The 21812-nt window shown below is 61.2% G+C and carries 24 protein-coding genes and 1 tRNA gene; 12 read left to right on the forward strand and 13 right to left on the reverse strand.

What is annotated here, in order from left to right:
* Window positions 1-48 precede the first annotated feature (48 nt).
* Entirely contained in the window at window positions 49-912 is an 864-nt protein-coding gene (locus B5527_RS37685; RefSeq protein ID WP_079605996.1) for a LysR family transcriptional regulator, read from the reverse strand.
* 105 nt (window positions 913-1017) lie between these two features.
* On the opposite strand from B5527_RS37685, the gene B5527_RS37690 reads away from it, so the two are divergent.
* Together B5527_RS37690 and B5527_RS37695 are read left to right on the forward strand one after the other, a co-directional pair.
* Complete coding sequence (locus B5527_RS37690; protein WP_079605997.1) at window positions 1018-1887, forward strand: SDR family NAD(P)-dependent oxidoreductase; 870 nt, start codon at window positions 1018-1020, stop codon at window positions 1885-1887.
* Window positions 1888-1927: 40 nt separating this feature from the next.
* Entirely contained in the window at window positions 1928-2386 is a 459-nt protein-coding gene (locus tag B5527_RS37695) for a nuclear transport factor 2 family protein (RefSeq protein WP_079605998.1), read from the forward strand.
* Window positions 2387-2687: 301 nt separating this feature from the next.
* On the opposite strand, the gene B5527_RS37700 is transcribed toward B5527_RS37695, so the two are convergent.
* Window positions 2688-3536, reverse strand: a complete 849-nt coding sequence (locus B5527_RS37700) for a LysR family transcriptional regulator (RefSeq protein ID WP_079605999.1) — start codon at window positions 3534-3536, stop codon at window positions 2688-2690.
* A 124-nt stretch (window positions 3537-3660) separates the two neighbouring features.
* Here B5527_RS37700 and B5527_RS37705 point away from each other — a divergent pair, with 124 nt between their 5' ends.
* On the forward strand, window positions 3661-4665 hold the full coding sequence (locus B5527_RS37705; protein WP_079606000.1) for a bile acid:sodium symporter family protein: 1005 nt from the start codon (window positions 3661-3663) through the stop codon (window positions 4663-4665).
* A 332-nt stretch (window positions 4666-4997) separates the two neighbouring features.
* Here the strand turns inward: B5527_RS37705 and B5527_RS37710 are convergent, their stop codons facing one another.
* The 9 genes from B5527_RS37710 to B5527_RS37750 all read right to left on the reverse strand — a co-directional run bounded on the left by B5527_RS37710 (window position 4998) and on the right by B5527_RS37750 (window position 13111).
* A complete protein-coding gene (locus B5527_RS37710) occupies window positions 4998-5648 on the reverse strand; it encodes a glutathione S-transferase family protein (protein WP_079606001.1) in 651 nt (216 codons plus the stop codon).
* Between the two features lie 501 nt (window positions 5649-6149).
* Window positions 6150-7406: an RNA polymerase sigma factor gene (locus B5527_RS37715; protein WP_079607811.1), complete on the reverse strand. Its 1257-nt coding sequence runs from the start codon at window positions 7404-7406 to the stop codon at window positions 6150-6152.
* A gap of 31 nt (window positions 7407-7437) precedes the next feature.
* Window positions 7438-7788: a YciI family protein gene (locus tag B5527_RS37720; protein ID WP_079607812.1), complete on the reverse strand. Its 351-nt coding sequence runs from the start codon at window positions 7786-7788 to the stop codon at window positions 7438-7440.
* A 267-nt stretch (window positions 7789-8055) separates the two neighbouring features.
* Window positions 8056-8304, reverse strand: coding sequence for a DUF2171 domain-containing protein (locus tag B5527_RS37725; RefSeq protein ID WP_079607813.1), 249 nt, complete (start codon window positions 8302-8304; stop codon window positions 8056-8058).
* A gap of 440 nt (window positions 8305-8744) precedes the next feature.
* Complete coding sequence (locus B5527_RS37730) at window positions 8745-9440, reverse strand: AprI/Inh family metalloprotease inhibitor (protein ID WP_079606002.1); 696 nt, start codon at window positions 9438-9440, stop codon at window positions 8745-8747.
* The gene (locus tag B5527_RS37735; RefSeq protein WP_079606003.1) at window positions 9440-10429 is read right to left on the reverse strand and encodes a 2-hydroxyacid dehydrogenase; all 990 of its coding nucleotides are present in this window, start codon (window positions 10427-10429) and stop codon (window positions 9440-9442) included. Before B5527_RS37735 ends, B5527_RS37730 begins: the two co-directional genes overlap by 1 nt.
* On the reverse strand, window positions 10429-11265 hold the full coding sequence (locus tag B5527_RS37740) for an ABC transporter permease (protein ID WP_079606004.1): 837 nt from the start codon (window positions 11263-11265) through the stop codon (window positions 10429-10431). The genes B5527_RS37735 and B5527_RS37740 overlap by 1 nt, the downstream gene beginning before the upstream one ends.
* Window positions 11262-12077 (reverse strand): ABC transporter ATP-binding protein, encoded by an 816-nt coding sequence (locus B5527_RS37745; RefSeq protein ID WP_079606005.1) that lies wholly within the window; start codon window positions 12075-12077, stop codon window positions 11262-11264. The genes B5527_RS37740 and B5527_RS37745 overlap by 4 nt, the downstream gene beginning before the upstream one ends.
* Before the next feature lie 11 nt (window positions 12078-12088).
* Window positions 12089-13111: an ABC transporter substrate-binding protein gene (locus tag B5527_RS37750; RefSeq protein WP_079606006.1), complete on the reverse strand. Its 1023-nt coding sequence runs from the start codon at window positions 13109-13111 to the stop codon at window positions 12089-12091.
* 114 nt (window positions 13112-13225) lie between these two features.
* Between B5527_RS37750 and B5527_RS37755 the strand changes: the two genes are divergently transcribed.
* The 4 genes from B5527_RS37755 to B5527_RS44945 all read left to right on the forward strand — a co-directional run bounded on the left by B5527_RS37755 (window position 13226) and on the right by B5527_RS44945 (window position 15761).
* Window positions 13226-14038 (forward strand): creatininase family protein, encoded by an 813-nt coding sequence (locus B5527_RS37755; protein ID WP_079606007.1) that lies wholly within the window; start codon window positions 13226-13228, stop codon window positions 14036-14038.
* A gap of 146 nt (window positions 14039-14184) precedes the next feature.
* A complete protein-coding gene (locus B5527_RS37760; protein WP_079607814.1) occupies window positions 14185-14403 on the forward strand; it encodes a hypothetical protein in 219 nt (72 codons plus the stop codon).
* Between the two features lie 298 nt (window positions 14404-14701).
* Window positions 14702-14986, forward strand: a complete 285-nt coding sequence (locus B5527_RS37765; RefSeq protein ID WP_154072743.1) for a hypothetical protein — start codon at window positions 14702-14704, stop codon at window positions 14984-14986.
* Between the two features lie 680 nt (window positions 14987-15666).
* Window positions 15667-15761 (forward strand) — tRNA-OTHER (locus B5527_RS44945).
* 841 nt (window positions 15762-16602) lie between these two features.
* Here the strand turns inward: B5527_RS44945 and B5527_RS44950 are convergent.
* Complete coding sequence (locus tag B5527_RS44950; RefSeq protein WP_154072744.1) at window positions 16603-16773, reverse strand: hypothetical protein; 171 nt, start codon at window positions 16771-16773, stop codon at window positions 16603-16605.
* A gap of 66 nt (window positions 16774-16839) precedes the next feature.
* Window positions 16840-17049: a hypothetical protein gene (locus B5527_RS37775; RefSeq protein WP_079606010.1), complete on the reverse strand. Its 210-nt coding sequence runs from the start codon at window positions 17047-17049 to the stop codon at window positions 16840-16842.
* Between the two features lie 466 nt (window positions 17050-17515).
* Between B5527_RS37775 and B5527_RS37780 the strand changes: the two genes are divergently transcribed.
* From B5527_RS37780 to B5527_RS45590, 5 genes are all read left to right on the forward strand, one after another.
* Window positions 17516-18088, forward strand: a complete 573-nt coding sequence (locus B5527_RS37780) for a recombinase family protein (RefSeq protein ID WP_245332789.1) — start codon at window positions 17516-17518, stop codon at window positions 18086-18088.
* Window positions 18089-18120: 32 nt separating this feature from the next.
* The gene (locus B5527_RS37785) at window positions 18121-18663 is read left to right on the forward strand and encodes a hypothetical protein (RefSeq protein ID WP_079606012.1); all 543 of its coding nucleotides are present in this window, start codon (window positions 18121-18123) and stop codon (window positions 18661-18663) included.
* Between the two features lie 117 nt (window positions 18664-18780).
* Window positions 18781-19236, forward strand: coding sequence for a hypothetical protein (locus B5527_RS37790; protein WP_154072745.1), 456 nt, complete (start codon window positions 18781-18783; stop codon window positions 19234-19236).
* A 334-nt stretch (window positions 19237-19570) separates the two neighbouring features.
* Window positions 19571-21241, forward strand: coding sequence for a hypothetical protein (locus B5527_RS37795; RefSeq protein WP_079606014.1), 1671 nt, complete (start codon window positions 19571-19573; stop codon window positions 21239-21241).
* A 49-nt stretch (window positions 21242-21290) separates the two neighbouring features.
* Window positions 21291-21812, forward strand: coding sequence for a hypothetical protein (locus B5527_RS45590; protein WP_172842787.1), 522 nt, complete (start codon window positions 21291-21293; stop codon window positions 21810-21812).

Raw genomic sequence — 21812 nt, forward strand, 5'->3', positions numbered from 1 at the left:
GAACATCCGCAGCGACGCACCGCCCCCCAGCGTTCGAGTGCGCGCCAACTATCCGAAATGCTCAATCAGCAATTCAGTAAGAACTCGGACTTTCCGTGTGGAGTGTTGACCAGGAGGCCGGACAACGAACATGCCGGCCGTCGGAACACGATAGCGCGGCATAACCTGAACAAGGGCGCCGGAATCCAGATAGCCTTTGATGAGATGATCCGGAAGCCAAGCGATGCCGAGCCCCGCCACCGCAGCAGCCGCGAGTGCGCTACCGTTGTCCGCTTTGAACCGCCCCTGCGGATGAATGGAAATTGTCTTGTCGCCATCAATAAATTGCCAGGTTTCCGTTCCCTGCATGAGCGCCTGATGGGTAAGGAGTTCGTCCGGCGTCCCGGGAGTCCCGTGCTCCCTGACATAGTCCGGGCTTGCGACGAGCGTTCCAGAAACCGGCCCGACACGACGTGCGATCAAGTTCGAGTCGTTGAGATAGCCGACACGTATCGCACAATCGAAACCCTCCCCAATGATATCCACGAAGCGATCGCTGTAGCTCGCCTGGACGTGGAGCAGCGGGTGGCGCCGAGCCATTTCTGCAAACACCGGCGCCAAATGCGTCGGTCCCAAGGATAGCGGCGCTGCGATACGGAGACGACCGCGCAGTTCGCCAGCAGGCATGATCGTTTCAAGCGCGATGTCGATTTCGGCGCAGACGCGAGCGGCGTGCTCGCGAAACGTGACGCCGGCCTCCGTCAGCGCGGCACCGCGTGTCGTCCGCGCGAGAAGCTGGACGCCGAGTTCGGCTTCCAATCGGAATAACCGCCGACTGACGATCGACTTCGAGACGCCAAGGCGGCGGGCAGCCGATGATACCCCGCCAGCATCGGCCACATCGACAAAGGTCCGCAGATCTTCGGTATCCATCGCCAGTGTTCCGCATTTCGCGACACAGATGGGCAATTTGTAAGGCTATCGCGTCGCTTTTTGCGACGATAGCTTGTCCATCAATCGGAACCAAGGGAGATTCTCATGCCATCAACAAAACGACATCCCGGCCGCTCGGCTGCAGTCACCGGTGCCGGCGGGGGCCTCGGCCGCGATATCGCGCTCGGCCTCGCGGCCAAGGGTTACGTGGTTTTCGGCACGGCCATGTCAGCCGTGGAAGTCCAGGACCTGAAAGACGCTTCCGGAGGACGTGTCAGCCTGACTGTCTGTGACATGACCAAGGAAGAGTCCGTGAAAGCCTGGGCGGCCGGCGTGTCCGACGCCCTCGGCGATTCCGGCCTCGATATTTTGATCAACAATGCCGGCATTCTGACCCCGGGACCGATCGAGGTTCTTCCGCTCGACGCTATCCGGCGTGAATTTGACGTCAACGTGTTCGGTGCCCTGTCGGTCATGAATGCATTTCTGCCGGCGCTGAGGAAGGCGCGCGGTCGCATCGTTCAGGTCAGCACTTGGACCGCTAGCGTGCCGCTCCCATTCAATGGACCGTCGGGCGCATCGAAAGCCGCGATGGAGGTATTTGCGACGGTCTACCGCGCCGAGCTGAAGCGGTTCGGAATCGACGTCGTGGTGGCAGCGGCAGGCAACATGAAAACCGGCGGCCCGGCGAAAACGGCTGCAGCCCTCAAGCGGGTGGCCGACGGAATGACGCCCGAACAACGCGAGCTATATGGAAAAACCTTCGGCTCGTTCGCAGCCGCCCTTAACGGCATGCAGAACAGCGGGCTCGACTCGGCCGCCGCCGCCCGGAGGGTGATCGAACTGGCCGAGCAAGTCCCCGCGCCGAGCCGAGCGCCGGTGGGAGCAGACGCCGGAGAGATGCTCCGTGTCGTTCGAGAGAAATCAGACGCGGAGCAAGATGCGTTGCGCCTTCAGCTCGTCGGCCTGAGTTAAGTCCACCTGATAATCACCCATCTTACAAAAGGAGCCAGCCATGATCGAAGTCATTGACACCAACGATGGCCGCGCCGTTCGCAACAAGAACAACGTCCTCGCCCTCTACGATCTGATGATCAACACGAAGAAATCGGAAGAGGGCACGGCCAAATTCGTAAGCCCCGCTTACATCCAGCACAACCCGCTGATCGCAGACGGTTCGATCGCGCTAGGGAAATTCTTCGCCCAGATCACGCGGGAACGCGCCCGGGCCCGCGTCGTCGTCCACCGCATCATCGCGGTCGGCGACTATGTATGGGCTCACGTAAACTTTCTGAATCTCTTCAATGACGACCCGGAGGATACCGGGATCGCCGGCGTCGACATCTACAAGATGGACGCCGACGGCAAGGCAATCGAACATTGGGACACCTTGCAGATCGTCGGCGACCCGAAAAACTCGGCACCTTTGATCGCGCCGAACATTCCGCGCGCCAACCCGAACGGAATGTTCTGAGCGAGAGAATCTGCCATGAGCGATTCGCCCGGTCCTTTGATGGAGAGACCCTGCTCGGAGTATTGGGGCGCCAAGATTCCACATGCCGGGCGATCGTGATCGCTGAGATCTAGGGCGCTTTCCGGTTCGGTGGCATCATCCTTCGAGACGCATCGCTTCGCGATGCTCCTCAGGATGAGGTCTGAGACCCTCATGGTGAGGAGCGCGGCAACGCCGCGCGTCTCGAACCATCAGGCCCGTTGGGTGCCTGATTGTGGTTCGATACAACTGGAAAATGCGTTAGCCGCAAGCTTCCAGCCAGCTACATCCGTATGCCGCTTGCCAGAATGGCCTCCGCGAGTTCGGCGGCGGGTCCGCTTAAGGTTTTGCCCGTGCCGAGCAGAACGAATTCGACGGTGCCGAGATCTGGCAGACCGTGACCGCTCGGGAGTTCGACAAGGCCCGTCGGGATCAGGTCTCCAGTGAAAACCGTGATGCCGAGTCCGGCGAGCGCCGCGGCTCGCAACCCGCTCAAGCTGCCGCTTGTGCACACGATGCGCCAGGGACGAGCGCAACGCTCAAGCGCGGCGAGAACGATGTCGCGGGTGATGCTGGGCGGTGAATAGAGGATCAGCGGTACCGGCGCTGATGGATCGAGGCGTGGCAGATCGCCGGACACCCAAGCTAACCGATCGCGCCAGACAACGCGCCCGCGATCCTCTCCCGGACGACGTTTGCCGCAGACGAGGTCAAGCTCTCCGCGCTCAAGCTTCTCGTTGAGCTCACCGCTCAGGCCAACCGTGAGCTCGAATTCGACGAGTGGATGTGTGCGAACAAACTCCCGCAACACTTCCGGCAAAAGCGATGTCACAAAATCCTCCGACGCGCCGAACCGCAGCCGGCCGCGCAGTTCGGAGCCCGCGAAATAGCGCTCCGCCCGTTCGTTCGCGGCCAGAATGCCCCGAGCGAACTCGATCATGGCTTCGCCGTCGGCCGTCATTGTTACCGAATGGGTATCGCGGACGAAAAGCCGGCGTCCGGCCTCGTGCTCAAGCCTTCGGATGTGCTGGCTGACCGTCGACTGGCGCAAGCCGAGCCGCTCGGCAGCCCTGGTGAAACTCCGGGTCTGGGCAATCGCCAGGAAAGTCTGAAGCAGGACGGGATCCAGCATGGCTCTATCATCATGATATCCGATTACACTAATAGCTGTGTGCGGTATTCACAATGACAAACGTGCACTGATATCAAGGGACGATCACCTGCAAACGAGGCTTGCAAACGAGGCTTGAATTACTTTGGTCCGCTCCATCTGGTCACGCATCGATGGGTTCCTCGCGGCCATCTTGCTGACTGTTGCTTTCGCCACCGTGATGCCGGCCCGCGGCGATGCGGCATTGGCCGTCGGCTGGCTAACGGATGCCGCCATCGCGCTGTTGTTTTTCATGCACGGGGCGAAGCTTTCGCCCGAAGTCGCGCTTCTTGGAGCGCGGCACTGGCGACTGCACACGATGGTGTTCCTGAGCACGTTCGCGCTGTTTCCGTTGCTCGGAATTTCCGCGCGCTTCCTGGCCCCAGGTTTCCTCCCCGGGCCACTCTGGGCCGGGCTGATCCTGCTCACCGCGCTGCCCTCGACGGTGCAGGCCTCGATCGCTTTCACGTCGGTGGCAGGCGGCAACGTGCCGGCGGCACTGTGCAGCGCTTCCGCCTCGAATCTGCTCGGCGTTTTCCTTACTCCCCTGATCGCCGGTTTCCTGCTCACCCGCCACGGCCTCGACATCTCTGCGCGCTCGGTTCTTGCCATCGTGATGCAGCTTCTGCTGCCCTTCGTCGCCGGTCAGCTGTTGCGGCCGTGGATCGGCGCCTATCTCACGCGCCATCCGCGCGCGCTCAAGAGCGTGGATTACGGCTCGATCCTGCTCATCGTCTACTCGGCTTTCAGCCACGGCGTCGTGGATGGCATCTGGCATCAGATCGATGCGCAAGATCTGTTCAAGGTCGCGCTCGTCGATGTCGCGCTGCTCGCGGCCGTGATGGCGATCCTGACCTTTGCGAGCAGGCAGTTCGGCTTTTCGCGTGCCGATGAAATCACCATCGTTTTCTGCGGATCAAAGAAAAGCCTCGCCAGCGGCCTGCCGATCGCAACCTTGTTGTTCGCCGGGCACGTGGGGCTCGTTGTCATCCCGTTGATGTTGTTCCACCAGATCCAGCTCATGGTCTGCGCGTCGCTCGCGCGGCACTACGCAGCGCGCCGGGTCACCGCGAGTGAACCGCTTCCAGCTCTCCCCGCATCCTCCGCCTGAGCGTTGGACATCATCGGCATCGGAAAAGGGGCTGCGGCATTGCGCCCGCCGCGGCAGGACGCACGAATATCAGAGCGTAGCCGGCATTGAACGCCGGCTCCCGTGTCCCGGACGCGGTGCAGCGTCCTTCACGATGCACCGCAGAGCCGGGAGCCATTCGGCGCTGTAAAAAAAAGGACCCCGGATCAGCTGCGCACCGCTTACACGCTGCGCAGCGTCCGGGGAACGTCAATGGGTAAGCAAAACATTGATGCCTGCGATCGCCGCCTGTGACTCTCAAGAGACATTGGACTTCGCGGGTCTCGAACCACGAGGCGGTAGATCCGCGAGCGCTATTTCGGCCTGGCCCGGCCCGGTGGGCCGGGCGGCGGGATGGTCCGCTTGAAGCTCGGCCGCGCCGCGTGCCGGTCGTAATAGCCGGCGAGGTGGTGAGCTGCGGCGAGCGCCTCCGCGCCTTCCGGGAGTTGCCGGACCTGAAACAGGATCGGCAGCAGGTTGATGTCGGCGAAGGTGAAGCGATCGCCGACGAGATAACCGGTCGCGGCGACCGCCTGGTCGAGAACCCCGATCTGCTGGCGCAACGCCGGCGTCGCCGCGTCGATCGCCTTCCGGTCGGGCTTGCCGTCGGCCGTCCTGGGGAAGGCATAGGCGAGCAGATAGGTCCGGATCATGGTGCGATCCACCACCGTGTTGACGAGCGAGACCCACTGTTCGGTGAGCGCGGCGAGACGCGGATCGGACGGGAACAGATCCGGGCCCGGGAAAACGCGATCGAGATAGGTGGCGATGGCCTTGGATTCGCAGAGCGCGACATCGCCGTGGCGCAGCACCGGCATTTTGCCGAACGGATGAATGGCGAGGATCTCCGGCGCGCCCAGCATCGTCTCCGTCAGCACATATTCGATGGCCTTCTCCTCGCAGACCATCCGCACCACGCGGGTGTAGGTCGAGCGCACAGAACCGATGATCTCCGGTTTCGGCATGGCCTGTCTCCCTGCGCTGCCACGCAGCCAAGTTCGCCAGACGTTCGGAGCGTCGATCCGATCAGGAATCCAAAATCGAATCAACCTCAGGACATCCCGCTCTATCCTTGCGCGCGCCGCAACCGGCTTTGCGGGTCATCGGGTTTCTCAATGGCGGCTCGTCCACTGACCGGCTACTGCTCGACAAACGCGCGATTGATTTGCTCCGTGATAGGCTTCGGCAAATAGTTCATCATGGTCCGGCTGCCGGTCTGCATGAAGACTTCGGCCAGCATGCCCGGGACGAGTTGCAGGCCAAATAAATATTATCAGTCCCCGCCCGTCTAGCTCGGCGAGAAAACGAGGCCGAATGAAGGTCGCTTCAGGATAATACGATGAGGCTGCGTCACGGCGTCATTGATATTACTGGATTTTCAATCAGTAATTGCAGAGAGGCCGCCGTGGTTGTCGACGATGTCGTCGCCCGTCCGTGAAGCCAATCCGACGAAGGCGCGGAAGGCATCAAGAGGACCCCGCCGCACGCCGCCTCAGCAAATCCCGTTCGCGCTGGTTGCCCGCCAGCGCCGCCGCCGCTTCGAACGCGGCGCGGGCCTCCTCGTCACGACCTAGCTTTTGCAGCAGGTCGCCCCGAACGCTTCCCAGCAGGTGATAATTTTCAAGCGCTGGCTCGTGCGCTAGGCGCTCGACGATCGCCAGTGCTGCTTCCGGACCCTCGGCCATGCCGACGGCAACCGCGCGGTTGAGTTCAATGATCGGCGAGCGCACGAGGTTCGCGAGCTCCGCGTAAAGGGCTGCTATGCGCGGCCAGTCGGTGGCATCCGCCGTGCCGGCTTGAGCATGACAGGCGACAATCGCCGCCTGCAGCGCGTAGAAACCGCCCGCGCCACCGAGTTCGCGCGCCCGCCCCAGCACCTGAAATCCACGCCGGATCTGGAGCTGGTCCCACAATGCGCGGTTCTGCTCCAGCATCAGGATCGGCTCGCCCGTCGCGTCGGTGCGCGCCGCCGTGCGCGAAGCGTTCAGCTCCATCAAGGCGAGCAGGCCGTGGGCCTCGGGCTCGTGCGGCGCGATCGAGGTAAGCACGCGGCCGATCCGAAGCGCTTCGTTGCAGAGTTGCGGACGCAGCCAGTCGCTGCCGCGCGCCGCGGTATAGCCTTCGTTGAATATGAGGTAGACGACCTCCAGCACGGAGGCGAGCCGCTCCGAGAGTTCTCGCGCGCGCGGGGGCTCATAAGCCAGCCCAGATTCCGAAAGCGTGCGCTTGGCGCGCACGATACGCTGGGCAATCGTCGGGTCCGGCACCAGGAACGCCCGTGCGATCTCCTCGGTGGTCAGGCCGCAGATCATCCGCAGCGCAAGCGCCACGCGGGCCTCGCGCGAAAGCAGCGGATGACAGGCGGTGAAGATCAGCCGAAGCAGCTCATCGCCGATGTCGTCGTCGAGCGCTGCGTCCGGATCGGGCATGGCCTGCTGCTCCTGCTCCATGTCCCGAACGATCATCGCGTGATTGCGCGCGAGCATCCGGCCGCGGCGCAGATGATCGAGAGCCCGACGCTTGGCGGTCGCCATCAGCCATGCGCCGGGCTTTTCCGGAACGCCTGTCGCGGGCCAATGCTCGAGGGCGGCCAACAGCGCTTCCTGCGTCAGATCCTCGGCCAGCGGCACGTCGCGCAGCATCCTTGAAAGGCCTGTGATCAGCCGCGGCTGCTCGATGCGCCAGACCGCGAGGATCGTGCGATCGATGTCGGCGGCCGTCATCGCCGCCGACTGCGTAGGCGGGGTCCTCACCTCAAGGGCCGGCGAGCGCGCGAACCTCGCACGTCCCATCCCAGCCCGGCATGTGATCCCTGTGGAGCTGCATGAACTCGACCGCCGCGGCCACGGCCTCCTCCTTGTCCCGAAGTTCGAAGATCGCGTAGCCCCCGATCACCTCCTTGGCCTCCACGAACGGACCGTCGACGACGCTGAGTTTCCCGTCCATGATGCGCACCTGGGCGCCGGTGGCGCGCGGCATCAGCCCGCCGCTGTCGAGCATGCGGCCGGCCTTGATCTCGCGGTCGGCGAGCTTGTGCACGGCCTCGATGAGTTCGGGTGTCGGCGGTCCGGGATGGGCGGGTACGACGATATACATAAAGCGCATCTGCTGGGTCCTTCTGGGGCGAGCCGCCGGCGCCAAGCCCGCGGGACTGTCTCGCTCATGGAATCGACGATCCAGCCGGCGGCGGATCGACATGGATGTTGAAAAAAAGTGACTACAATGTCCGGCCTGCCTGCCGTTGGGCCCCTCTCCCAAACAACGCCCGCGCGAGCCAGCCGGCGCGACCGCAAAGGCTGCTCAGCATATCGAATACGGTTGCGAAAAGAACGGTCTGTTTCGCCGCGCCGATGGCCGAGGTGGCCAACCGGTTCAGGTGGTCTTGCCGGAATGTTCCTCTTCCAGGGTAACGGCTACGTCGGCATTCGCCGACAGCCGCACGTTCTGTCCTTCCACGTCCGCGACCAGCCCCAGTTCGATGAAATGATGGTGGCCTTTGTGGTGCCCTTCGCCGCTGTCGGCTTTTGTCAGTTTGATCCTGCCGTTTTCCACGCGATCGACGGTTCCGATGTGAACGCCGTCCGCTCCGATCACCTGCATATGCGGCTTTACGCTTTTCATTACTTTGCTCCTCGCTGCAGTTAACCCTGGTTTGGTCAGTTCATCGCGCTGTCGGGTCAGGAGTTCGAGTTGCGCCTGCTGGTCGGCGATACGTTGCGCGTTCAATTCCTCGTCCGCGGCGCCGGAATAGGCCGCTGCCTGCTCCTCCAATTCGAGGAGGTTTTCTCTGATGGCAGCGATGCGTTCTTCAATCTCGGCGAGGTTCAGCGGCATGTCTGGCATGGATCATCTCCTCGGCACGCGCCCCCGCGGAGGTACATCTCTCGAAGCGCACAGACTTTTGGCATCCCGTGCGGGCCTCGCACCCGCAACGATTGGACGGGATCGCGGCGCCAACAAGGCCATTCAGCCGCTCGGCGCGCGACTTGCGGCTCTCACCAGCGCCCACGGGAGGAGGCCGAACGCCCGCCGAAATTGACGGGCAAGGATGTTGTGAGGAATTATTGCCGCAGCAGGATCAGCGGATCGGTGCTGTCGGGCACCCGCCGCCACTGCGCGTTGTCGTCGGCCTCGAACTGCCAGGTTTCGCCGCTGGCCGACATCAGCAGGATCTGCCCGTGATCGAGCCGCCACTGCGTCGGCGCGAACGCCGCTATCGCCGGGTCGCATTTCGGCTTGAGAAATACCTGGAAATTATCCTGGCTCGCCTCGGTGTTGGTCAGGGTCAGGCCGCAGATCGATTCGCCGTTGCCGCGAACCATCGCCCAGTCGCCGATCATCTGATCCATCGACTTGGCCAGCGAGCGCGCGGCGGCAAGATTCTGCAGGATATAGATGCCCTCGCCCTGTCGCAGGCCCTCGAAAATCCCGGTCTCGACTTCGGTGAAGTCGATCACCGACTCGCCGGCGGCATCCTGCAGCCGGACGATATCCAGTCCCTTGATGCTCCAGGCCGTGATGTCCTTGGTGAACGGCAGCGCCGCCGGACAGCCGGGCTCGAGTTCAAGCTTCAACCCCTGCGGCGTGGAATCGCTCTTCAGCGTGACCACGCAGGTCTTGCTGCGTTCGGTGGTCGAGAGCTCCCACTGGCCGATCATCTCTTTCTTCAAGGTGGCGGCGTCCTGCGCCCGCGCCGCCGATCCGCAGGCGACCCACGCCAACAGTGCCGCAAGCGCAATGGAAGGACGCCCTCTCATCAGCGACCCTTTGCCGGGGTTTCTGCAACCGGCGTCAGCGGACCCTTGCCGGCGAACCAGGTCTTGAGATTGTCGACCACCAGTTGATCCATGGCGTTGCGCGTCACCACCGACGCCGAGCCGATGTGCGGAAGCAGCACCACGTTCTGCATGGCGCGCAATTCCTCCGGCACCGCCGGTTCGTTGGCGAACACGTCGAGCCCCGCGGCCAGGATCGTCCCCGACTTCAGCGCCGCGATCAGCGCCGGCTCGTCGATCACCGAACCGCGCGCCACGTTGATGATCACGCCGCGCGGCCCGAGCGCCTTCATGACGTCGGTGTTGATCATCTTCGCGGTCGAAGCGCCGCCCGGGAGGATGAGAATCAGCGTATCGACCGCCTTCGCCATCTCGATCAGATCGGGATAATGCCTGTACGACACCCCGGGCGCCGGGTTGCGCGAGTGATAGACCACGGGAACGCGCGACGCCTCGAGCCGGCGCCCGATCGCCTGGCCGATCCGGCCCATGCCCACCATCCCGATTTTGCGATCCCTGAGCGAACCGACGCTCAGGGGAAAATTCTGTGTCGTCCACAGGCCGGAACGCAGGTAGCGGTCGGCCTTGATGAACTCGCGCAGGGTCGCGATCAGAAGGCCCATGGCGATATCGGCGACCTCTTCGGTCAGGACGTCAGGGGTATTGGTGACGACGATATTGTGGTCGCGGGCATAATTGGCGTCGACGTGATCGTAGCCGACGCCGAACGAGGAGACGATCTCGAGTTTCGGGAAACGCGCCAGCGTCTTGCTGTCGCCGCCCACCGAATTGTAGGTAATCGCGGCGCCGCGGATTTTTTCCGCGGCCGCCGGCGTCAACCGCTCGAGGTCGGCAACGGTTTCGAACGAATGCAGCACGAACTGGTCGGAAAAGCCGTTGTCGACGATCGGCTTGCTCGGCCCATAGATCAGCAAATCGATCTTCTCCGAAGAAATATTCCCGCCAGCCATCAGTTTTCCTTTCCAAGCGCGCTCTCGTGCCAGCGCCGCAACAGCAGATGCGAGGTTAGCGCCAGCAGCCCATAAATGACAATCCCGGCGGCCGAGAGCAACAGCAAGGCTGCGAACATCCGGGGAATGTTGAGACGATAGCCGGATTCGGCGATTCGATAGGCGAGGCCGGAACCGGCGCCGGCGGAGCCCGCCGCGATTTCGGCGACCACCGCCCCGATCAGCGACAACCCGCCCGCGATCCGCAATCCGCCGAGCATGAACGGCAATGCCGCGGGCACCTTGAGATAGACCAGGGTCTGCAGCCGCGACGCGCCGTAAAGCTGAAACAGGCCGGCCAGATTGCGATCCACCGAATTCAGCCCGAGCGTGGTGTTGGACAGCACCGGAAAGAATCCGACGATCCAGGCGCAGACGATCACCGCGGTCTGCTGCGGCAGATAGATCAACAGCAGCGGCGCGATCGCGATCACCGGCGTGACCTGCAGGATGACGGCATAGGGAAACAGTGAATATTCCAGCCATTTCGATTGATTGAACAACAGCGCCAGGGCGACGCCGCCGACGCCGGCGGCCACGAAGCCTTCGAACGTGGTCTTCAGCGTGGTCAAAAGCGATTGCGACAACACCGGCCAGTCCGCAATCAGCGTCTGGAACACCGCGCCTGGGCCGGGCAGGACATAGGGCGGGATATTGTTCAGCCGCACCACCAGATCCCACACCACGATGCCGGCCGCGAGCACGACGATGGGCAGCAGGATCCGGACAAGGCGCAGCGTGCGGCTGTCCGGGGCAGCCTGCGCGGCGGACAATGGCGGTGTCTGCAGGGAGTTCATGAGCCGGACTGCCCTGGACAGGACGGCGCCAGCGCGTGCGAAACCTGGCGGCAATAGCCGGCATATTCGGCGGAGGTGCGAAACTCCTCGCCGCGCGGCTCCGGCGTGTCGATGCGAATCTCGGCGCTGAAGCGGCCGGGCCGCGATGTCATCACCACCACCCGCTGCGACAGATACACCGACTCGAACACCGAATGGGTGACGAAGATGACGGTCTTGCGCAAATTGCGCCACAGCGCCAGCAGATCGTTGTTGAGCCGGAAACGGGTGATCTCGTCGAGGGCTGCGAACGGCTCATCCATCAACAGGATATCCGGGTCGGTCACCAGTGCGCGCGCCAGCGACACCCGCATCTTCATGCCGCCGGACAATTCGCGGGGATAAGCGTCGGCGAATTCGGCAAGTCCCACCTGCGTCAACGCCTGATCGACGCGGGCGTTCGCTTCGGCGGCCGGTGCGCGCGCCAGTTTGAGCGGCAACCGCACATTCTCGCGCACACTGGTCCATGGCATCAGCGTCGGCTCCTGGAACACGAAGCCGATGGCATGCCCGGCGCGTGGCGGACCGGCACGATTTGAAACACTGACCGTGCCCGAGGTCGGCGCGCTGAGGCCTGCGATCAGCCGCAACGCCGTCGATTTTCCGCACCCCGATGCGCCGAGCAGCGACACGAATTCGCCTTTGCCGACGTCGAGGTCGAACGGCCCCAGCGCCATGACGCCGCTGTCATAGACCTTGGTGACCCCGCGCAGGCTCACCGCGAGGCCGGCCGTGCGGGATTCGATCTCGGACAAGGCTGCGGTCTCGACCATCGGCCTGCGTCCTAATTCTTCGGCCGCAGATCGAGACCGACACCCTTGTTGATGAAGCGAAGCGTGTAGGATTTGCGGAAGTCGATATCCGGGCGCACCACGCCGGCCCGCACCATCTTGTCGAAGAAGCTCGTCACCCGGACGTCGCTCATGGCGCCGATGCCGTCGTGCAGGGAGTCGCCGGAATCGACAATGCCGTATTCCTTCATCGCGGCCACCGAGTAGGCCAGCAGCTCGTCGGTCATCTCCGGATTGAGCTTCTTGATCAGGGCGTTACCAGCCGCGTTGTCGCCGTACAAATAATGATACCAGCCGATGATCGAGGCGTCGACGAAACGCTGCACCAGGTCCGGCTTCTTGTCGATGAGGTCACGACGGGTCTCGATCAAGGTCGAGTAGCTGTTCAAGCCATAGTCCGCCAGCAGGATGATGCCCGGTTTGAATCCGCCGGATTTTTCGACCGCGAACGGCTCCGAGGAGACATAGCCCTGCATCGCGCTCTGCTTGTTCACCAGAAACGGCTGCGGGTTGAATGTGTAGGGCCTGACTTTGTCCTCGCTGAATCCATATTCGGACTTCAGCCATTGAAAGTAGCTGGTAATCCCTTCCTTGGACACCAACAGCGTCAGCGGCTTGAGGTCTTCGAGTTTCGTGACCTTGGATTCCGGATGGGTCAGGAAAACCTGCGGATCCTTCTGGAAGATGGCGGCGACCGTCACCAGCGGCACGTTGTTGGCGACCGCGTCGAACGACATCAGCGTGTTCGCGGCCATGAAGAAGTCGAGCTTGCCGGCAATCAGCAGTATGCGGTTGTTGTCGTTGGGGCCACCCGGCACGATGGTGACGTCGAGCCCGTAATTCTTGTAGGTGCCGTCGGCCAGGGCCTGGAAAAACCCGCCATGCTCGGCCTCGGGGACCCAGTTGGTCCCGAACGAGACCTTGTCCAGCGTGGTTTGGGCGGCCGCAGGGGAGAGCGCCACCAGAACAGCCACAAAAGCGGCCGTTAACGCTCGCGGCAAAAGGGCCGGGTTCATGATTGGACTCCGTCGATCGTTCTGGCCCATGATAGGAAGCACGGGACGTTGGTTACCGCCCTCGTAATGCATTCAAATGGCCTTGCAAGTCCACCCCGGGAAACACTTCGCGCGATGACTTCAATTGTTCCTCCCCGCGATTGGACCGACATTCACTGGCCCGACATATCCGGGGCGGCGGCGCGATGGATCGCGGTGTTGCCGCTGGCGGCGACCGAGCAGCACGGTCCGCATTTGCCTGTCGGCACCGACGTCATGATCGCGCAGGCCTATCTGGCGCGGGTGCGCGAACTTTTACCCGACGCCATTCCGGCGACGTTCCTGCCGCTGCAGCCCGTGGGGATTTCCACCGAGCACATCGATTATCCGGGGACGCTGACCCTGCCGACCGAGATTGCGCTGAAAACATGGATGGCGCTCGGTGAATGCGTCGCGCGCGCCGGGCTCAAAAAGCTGGTCATGGTCACCAGCCATGGCGGCAACAGTGCGGCCATGACCCTTGTCGCGCAGGATCTGCGCGCGAAATATGGACTGCTCGCGGTGACCACCGGATGGTCTCGCTTTGGTGCCCCGGATGGATTGTTTCCGACGGAAGAAGTGCGTCATGGCGTGCATGGCGGCGCGGTCGAGACCTCGATCATGCTGGCGCGATACAAGCAGCAGGTGCGCGGTGACGCGATCGCCGATTTTCGTCCGGCCGGGATCGCGATGGAAAAGGATTATCGCTGGCTTTCCGCGCACCGGCCGGCGCCGTTCGCCTGGCAGGCCCAGGACCTGCACCCGAGCGGCGCCGCCGGCGATGCTACGCTCGCCACCGCGGGGAAAGGCGAAATCCTGATCGAGCACGGCGCGCGCGCATTCTGTGAATTGCTCGCCGACGTCGATCGATTCGATCCGGAAACGCTCGCGCCCGGCCCCAAAAACTGACGGCACTCCCATAACCGTCTGTAATAGCTGAACAACTATCGTTACCCAGAATTAATAGAACGCCGCTCGAACCGGATTCGAAGAGGCTCCGTCCAACTGGGCATGCGGACCATAACGGACCCGCGCTCAACCGGATGGAGTTTCTGATGTCGATCAAGTCGAGAATTGCCGCGCTCGCGCTCGCCGCACTTGCCGTCACCGGCAGCATCGCGTCCACCACCACCCAGGCCGAAGCCAGGGGCCTCGGCTGGGGCATCGGAGCCGGCCTGATTGGCGCAGCCGTGGTCGGCAGCGCGATCGCCGCCAGCAACGACGGTTACTATTACGGCGGCTATCGCCGCTGCGGCTGGGTCCGCCTGTCCTAGTCACTGATTTCGTTAATAAATTCCGCTAGTTACCTACGCTGTTACCTACATCTCTCATCCGGGCATGGCAGGGAATAGCAAGGTAACGGGTTGAAAAATCGGCTCGTCCGTGCTAAGCAACATTCAGTTCTGCAATCTCGCTACCGGAAAAAGCGCCTTGTTTTAAGCGCCTCTTGGCCGGGCCCGGAAGGGCTGGCGATCAAGACTGTAGACGCTGCCCGAGATGCCGCCCCCTCGGCACGGGATCAACAGCCAAAGCACGTGTGAGGCATGGGTTCTCCAGTTTTTGGAGGGCTCTATGCCCCTGCTAGAAGTCAAATCCATTGAACCGTTTGCTATGTCGCCGGTGGCTGCCGGTGCCTCGCTGTCTCTGACGAAACGCCAGATTTATAACCTGATCACCGATGGCGTGTTGATCGCCAAGCGATCAGGCTCGCGGACGCTCGTCGATTTCGAGAGCGTCAAAAAATACTACGCGTCGTTGCCATTGAAGACAGTCAGCGCGTCGATACCGAACGCGCCTCAGTGCATCGGCGCGGCGCCCGCGCGGCGCCGTACCGTGCGCAGCGCGGCGAGGACCTGATGATGACATCCCTCAGAACAGAGAACGAAGGAAGGCAGGCCCGCCTTGGCGGTCTGTAGTGTTCACAGCTCCCACCGATTTTGCGAAGAATTTTGAAGCTGCATTGAAGCGAGCGTAGACTTTGAAGTCGAGCGCGACCTGCAAGGGTTCGTATTTTGTGAACTCAATCGCGCTAGTCGGCAAAGCTAGCGGCAGCGATCCTCGGAGCCGCGTTAGCTGAGAAAGATCCTGTCCGGAGATGGGTGCCTTGGATCGGGGCATACTCCGGGGCTCGAGTTTCTGAGATTTGCCAGTTGCGAGCAGAGGACGTCCTTCAGATCGAAGATATCTGGTGCATGAAACTCGATCCTGAAGTTGGCTCGTTGAAAACGAGTGGGTCGGAGCGCATTATTCCTGTGCACCCCGCGCTCATTGAAAATGGTTTTTTGAAATTCGTGGCGACGATTAAGTCAGGACCGCTCTTTGCGGCGCTGTCACCGGACAAGTTTGGTAAGCGCGGCGGAAATGGCACGAAAGTCATCGGTCGGTTCGTTCGCCAACTTGGTCTAACAGACACGCGACTTTCGCCGAGCCATTCGTGGCGCCATCGCATTAAGACTTTGGGCCGGAAATTTGCACTAGCTCCGGACATTCTAGATGCCATAACCGGTCATAGCGCCCGATCTGATGGAGACTCGTACGGAGAGGTTCCCATTGACGCCCTCCTAAGGGAATTATCCAAAATCCCCAGACTTGAACTGTAGGATGAGGCGTTCGAATCCCTCCCTCTCCGCCACGAACTTATGCAAGCGCCTCCACCCCACACCCCGTTTTGGGTGGTTCCGCCTGTTTTAGATCTCCGAAGCTGGCCGGGTCTTAGACTCTTGGGCACGCCATTTCGACGATGAGACTGAGCGTGCGACGTCTTCCAGCTTGCGGCCAATATGGGGACTTCGATGGAGATGCTGGAGGACATCTTCCAGTAAGAGCCAATGCAGGACCGACAGATGGCACCTCCAGATTCTCGCCCGATAAAAACAATTGAAAAAATCCCCCGCGCAGGAGCAAATTTTTCCGCTTCAAAATCCTAAATACTCTGCAGACCTCCGACTTTTGATGGATTGGCCACTCAAGCGAACCTGCTGCAGAGGGTTTACGTCATGCGCGCCGCATCAAGCCGCATATGGTCACCAAGAAGGGTGACACTCGCCCGTGGTACGACATTGAGGCGTCAGTGTCCGCCAAGCGGCGGATACGAGCAGACAAACAGAAAGCCGCTGTGGAACGCTCGCAAGCCAGGACACGGGAATGCAGCCGATACCGTCCCCTGCCCGGCCGATCGATCGCGGATCGCATGTTGCAGGCTATGCAGCCTGGTGCTTGGTTCGGAATGGGCGATATCGCGAGGATGGCCGGCGTCGATCGGAGCGCACGCGGCAAGGTCCACCAAGTGTTGCTCCGGCGCCGTTGGATCGAAAAAGCCGTTAACCCGCGTTCCGTGGCAAGCTCGACCCCTGGCAGATCCTGGCTGGCGCTGAACCCGAACCGCAGCACCTCTATCGGCTGACGGAATTGGGGTTGCGGGTCAAAGCAGTTTTCCCGAGCGAAACGCGCTGATTAACGCGGCGGCGCGACTGTTATTTGTCCTCTTGCGCGAATGCGCGCCACAAGGCGCCGAACACAAACAAGATGCCGAAGAAGGCACCGTGGCCGTAGCCACTGGCGGACCCATCGTCGCGCCAAAGATGTGGCACGTTGTAAATCAACATTGTTATGCCGAGTGCGGCCAAAATCGCGGCTGGTTTCATCTCGAAAGTCCGACCGGCTACACGCGATCCCGCGCCACATGGCGCGGGAAGAATGTCTGTTTTAGCTTATATGGTGCGCTTTTTCTTGCCGGTCTTCCGTTTGGCCTGTGAGGCCGTGGCGCGCTTCGTCTTATAAGATTGGATCCTCTCCAGCATCAGGAGAGCGATTTCCATTGGCACCAAGCCTTCGATGTCGGCAAAACCGCCGGCCTCGATCTGTTTGATGCTGAACACCGGCTCAAAGTTGGCCCAGTCAATTTTGATTGGCCGCGGCATCTCTTCCTCTGCTCTCTCGACAATTCTCGGAACGAACGGAATTATGTTTGTCATGGGTGTGCCTTTCCGCTTTCGGGCGGGATTGGACGAATGATCCCGGTGCGAAAAGACCCGCACACGGCCCGCAGCGCCTTTGGACTTTCGTCTTGGACGTGTCACTGCCACCGGGATTCAAATTTGAAAACGCGTGCTTACCGATTTGGGTTTTCGGCCCAGGCGCGCAGAATGCGCTCATTTCGCCCGTGTCAACTAAGCCATTGATATTATTGGTGAAAACTGAGAGTTTTCAATCTCTACAAATCACGAAACAAGCCCGTTTCCAATTGGTTGGGATCGCAGAAAACCCTACAAAATTATTTTCGAGCAGATGGCGCCGCCGGCCGCTCCCCGCCACACCGTCGCCGCATACGGGAACAGCCAGGCGCTGCGAGACAAGGGCGTCGACCTCTTCCTCCATCAGCAGGGCATGGACACGTCGACCACCGCCGGCCGCGCCATGTTTCAGATGCTCGGCGTCTTTGCCGAGTTCGAACGGGGGATCATTCGGGAAAGAGTCAACTCCGGGCTAGCGCGGGCCAGGGACAAAGGGACGGTGCTCGGCCGCCCGCGTACGGCACCGGCTGTTGAGAAGCGCATGAGGCCTCCACGCGAAGGGCGCTGGCATGCTCAAGATTGGTCGCACGTTGGGAATCGGCACAAGCGTAGTGCAGCGCGTCGTTCGGGAGATGTGACCGCGGGGACAAATCGACGCATGAATCGGAGTTGTAGCGCCGATAACGCGCCACAGCTCACGCAAGCGTTTGAATTGATTGCATTGCTTGCGCCTATCCTAGGCTACCGACGGAAGCGCACGGCTTGCGCGGCGTGTCGGCGCCACTATAGGCGGTGCTCGGTGCAGCTGGTCGCGCGAGCTGAGTGGCGCGCGGACCAGTGCCCAGGAAAGGAATTTCCGTCGCGCGCGGGCACCGCCCCAGCCAGGTCGCCCCCCGGCTACCCCCCGCGCGCTCAGGGAGAATCCTCCGTAAGCCGCCTCCGCTAGTGCACGATTTTTTGAGATTCAGGGTCACCACGATGGATCCCCAATTCTACGACCGGATGTGGGACACGGCACACGAAGCCTGGCGCTCGGCGAAACTGCCGCGCTCGCTCGCCCGCAAGCACCCGATAGTCGCCGATTGGCTGGCCGACGACGCCCGCGGAGGCGATCCCGCGATCAACCCGCTCCACTTCCTCCACCGACCGCACTTGCGACACCCAGCTAGATTGCGCCGGCTCCGCATCTTCAACACGCTTCTATTGACGCTCGAGCGAGAAGGCTTCGGCATGGCTCTCGACCGCGATCGAGATGACAGCAACGTCGCGGTCGGTCACCGAGGACACCGCGCCACGCTTTCGATTTCCGCAGAGATGACGGGGCCGATCCGGGCGACGTCACCCACCCGGACGAACCTCACCGGGTGCCTGATTTGCCAGCTTGAGGCGAAACTTCCCGGCGGCATCGAAAGACGCTGGGCCGATGAGGTGGACGCCGCACTGGAAACGCGGATCCCGAACATCCTGGCCAGCTTCGCGGTGTGGGTCGAACACCAAAACCGCCAAGCGCCACATCGTTGAGGCGCGCGAACAACCCTGCCTCGAAAGTATTTCGTCACTTTGGCCGAGCAACGCGAGACAAAGCCTCGCGTTCAGGTCATCTTCGGGATCAGCTACAACCACAGCAGGGGTGCAGAAATGAACCGGGATTTCAGCAACAAAGACGCCATGTTCCACTTGCGATACGGCCTAGGCTGCGCTCTTGAAGGGACTTTCGCGATTTGGCTTTTGATCCACGCCGAAAGCTACCACCCCCTTGGAGTTTGGATCGCCTACTTCCTACTGGCCGTGACTACCGTGTGCCTGGTGACCGGTTTCATTTGGTACTTTTGTTGGGCATACGAGCGAAATGCGACGCTCTGGTACCTGGCCGGTGTCGCCTCATTGATTGGCGCCGCTTGCGCCGCACTAGACAGATTGTTCGCATTCGGATTTCAAGGTTGGGACGTCGCCCTATCCTTCGGCATTCTATATTTCGCTGCTGGGTATGGCATCTGGCGTCTGGTGCGATCCGCCGTCGTTCGAAGTTTCAACGTCCTGCTGCTGGCCGTATCGGAAGTTGGATCAGCATGGCGTGGCGAGTTGCGCCGCTGACCGATAATTTTTGCCGATGAGCGAGCGGCGGCCCTCACTTGGTCTATGGCTACCTGGCGATGTCGACTCGTCGGGTTGAAGTCTGATTTGCCCCGATGAGCGGATATTATTCGAGAGCCCTGGCATGTCTGAAAACTGCCAGTTGCGGAAACCGGTGCACGCCCACCGCCGAGACCGCCCTACGCAGCGCCGCAGCCAATGTTGCGAAACGAAAAACTCCCATAGGATGTGAGGTGTTTCACACACGCGATCCCGTTTTAGTTTTATCGTGTGCTTCGAGATCCACATAGAGCGGCCTGTTTCGAACTATCTCACTCAAGAGGGAGTTTCGGAAATGTTGTGCATCGTCTTGGGAATCATCGCTGCCGTTTTCGTTCCAACCCAAGCCCTCACGGATCAAGGCAGTGGCGCCTTGCCCGAAATACTTCCCTCGTTGGCGCACTGGACGATCACTTTGCTGGGCCTGGTCGTGGCAGGCCGATTGGCCTGGCAAGCGTTCGGCCGCGCCGTCACCATTGCCGAAGTCCCGACGTTTCCGAGATACATGACGAGCCGGCAGCAATACCGGTTGGGAAGTTTCGCCTTTGTCCTATTCTCGTGTGGCTTCTTCCTTCTTCTTGTTCATGAGAACCGAGACGTCATCGCCTTGGCTCCGCTGCTTCCGGCAATTCCCGAAAGCGTCCTACAGGCAGCCAAAGACCAGTCCGCGCCCTATTTGGTCGTCATCGCCGCAATGGGTGCCGTCTATTTGTACCTCCTTACGAAAGAGGCTCAGTGGAACGTCCTCCTGATGATGCGGGACGCGATCCAGAGTTGGATCAGCGTTCCCCAACTTGCCAAGCAAATCATAGCGCAAATCCGTTTTGCGCTCCGCATACCGCAGGATGCGCTTCCAAAAGTAATCGCGAACTCGCCGGAAGTGGTAGAGCAAGACTTCCGCAAGGACTCCAATACGCCGGATCGGATGTGGGCAGAAATCTGCTACATGAAGTGGTGGCTGACGCAAGGCCACGACGCTGGAGATGACGCAACCTTCTTCACTGAGGAAAGCTTCGGCTTCGAGAAGCTTATGGATGAGTTTCAGCAGGCGTCGCTGACAATGAGTCAATGGAAATCCGGTGCACCGGCTGGCCTCGCAGCATCACAAATCACTCAATCCATCAGGGACCTTTTCAGCCGGTTTGCCCGGCTCGTTGCGTGCTACTTGATCTACCGTAATGGCTCCAGAGCGGACCTGCGCAATGAGGCCGGCAAGTTTGGAATCGAAGTTGACGCTCCAATCTATGATAATCCCATGCGGTACTGGATTGTGTATATCGTCGTGCTAATCGGCTCTGTCTATATCGGCGTGATCGTCTCGGCGGTTGCCTACGACGTGCTTCAGGGCAAGGGTCTCGTTCTGGCACAGGATCCCAATCGCTCGCTGGCGTGGGTCATGTATTCTCTTTGCAACTATGGGTTGGCGATCGTTGTAGTCCTTCTGCTTCGATTTGCAGTTAGTTCATTGACAGGCGATTCAATTCCGTCGCACCTCACCACCTATTGTTGGACATTCCTGGTAGCAGTGGTCGTGGGCCCGTGTGGCCTGACGGTGGCCGTCCACTATTTCGGACAGGGTGATTTGCAGCAAATGCCTTTTGTAAGTCTCTACTACCGTATGCTGCGGTGGGGTTTGGGACCTGCGCTCGTCACAGTTTATATCTCTTACTATCTCGACAGACAGAGTTGTTCTGATTTGCCGGACATCGACAGTTCCGTTGGAACGGTAGCATGGCGACTGTTGAATTGCTTCGGCTTCGCGGCAACGTCACTGTTTTTGCTTCTTCCACCCTTGCTGTCGTTGACTGCCCCAGCGGGCGCCACCTGGGAAACAAGCAAACTGCGCTTCATTGCTGCCGGCACAACGTTCTGCGTGGCATTCGGACTGGCCCTCGCGGCACAGTTCGCGCTCAAAAAGGAGCCGCGCGCTACGGCGCTCGAGCGAGCTAAGCCTTCTTTCAGCTAGCTAATGTCCGCTTCGGGGCGCTGTCCGACAGCGGCAGCGGTCCGCATCGGTGACCTCTGCGACCGGCATTTTCGTCGGCATGTACGTGTCGCACCCGAAAGTTCCTGTCGGGACCACGATCGACTCCATCGTTGGTACCGCCATTCACATGACAGCGAACGCGACCGCGACCGTTTCATCCGCTGCGCGCTTCTCGCCGGTGCTCGACGCGCAGACCTTGGGTCAGAAGGGTGGCGTCCTCAGTCGGGCGCTGACCTTGCTGCAACTGCCGACCGGCATCACGTCGTCCAACCTGGCGTCGATCGCGCTGAGTGTCGTTTTCGACGGTCAGCGACATCGTGCGGAACGCTGCTGGCATAGGATCGTCCAACGCTGGCGGAGGCGTCAACGGACAGCTGACAGGGACATTGGGAACCATATCGGCTGTCAATTCTACAGGCACATTGGCAATCGGCGCCGTGCCGGTCACGTCCAACAACACAGGAGGGCAGCTGACGCCGAGTTTACAGCCAACGATCGTGATGAACTACGTTATCAAACGGTGAACGCACCATCCCCTGCGCTAAAATAA

Source organism: Bradyrhizobium erythrophlei (assembly GCF_900129425.1).
GTDB lineage: Bacteria > Pseudomonadota > Alphaproteobacteria > Rhizobiales > Xanthobacteraceae > Bradyrhizobium > Bradyrhizobium erythrophlei_C.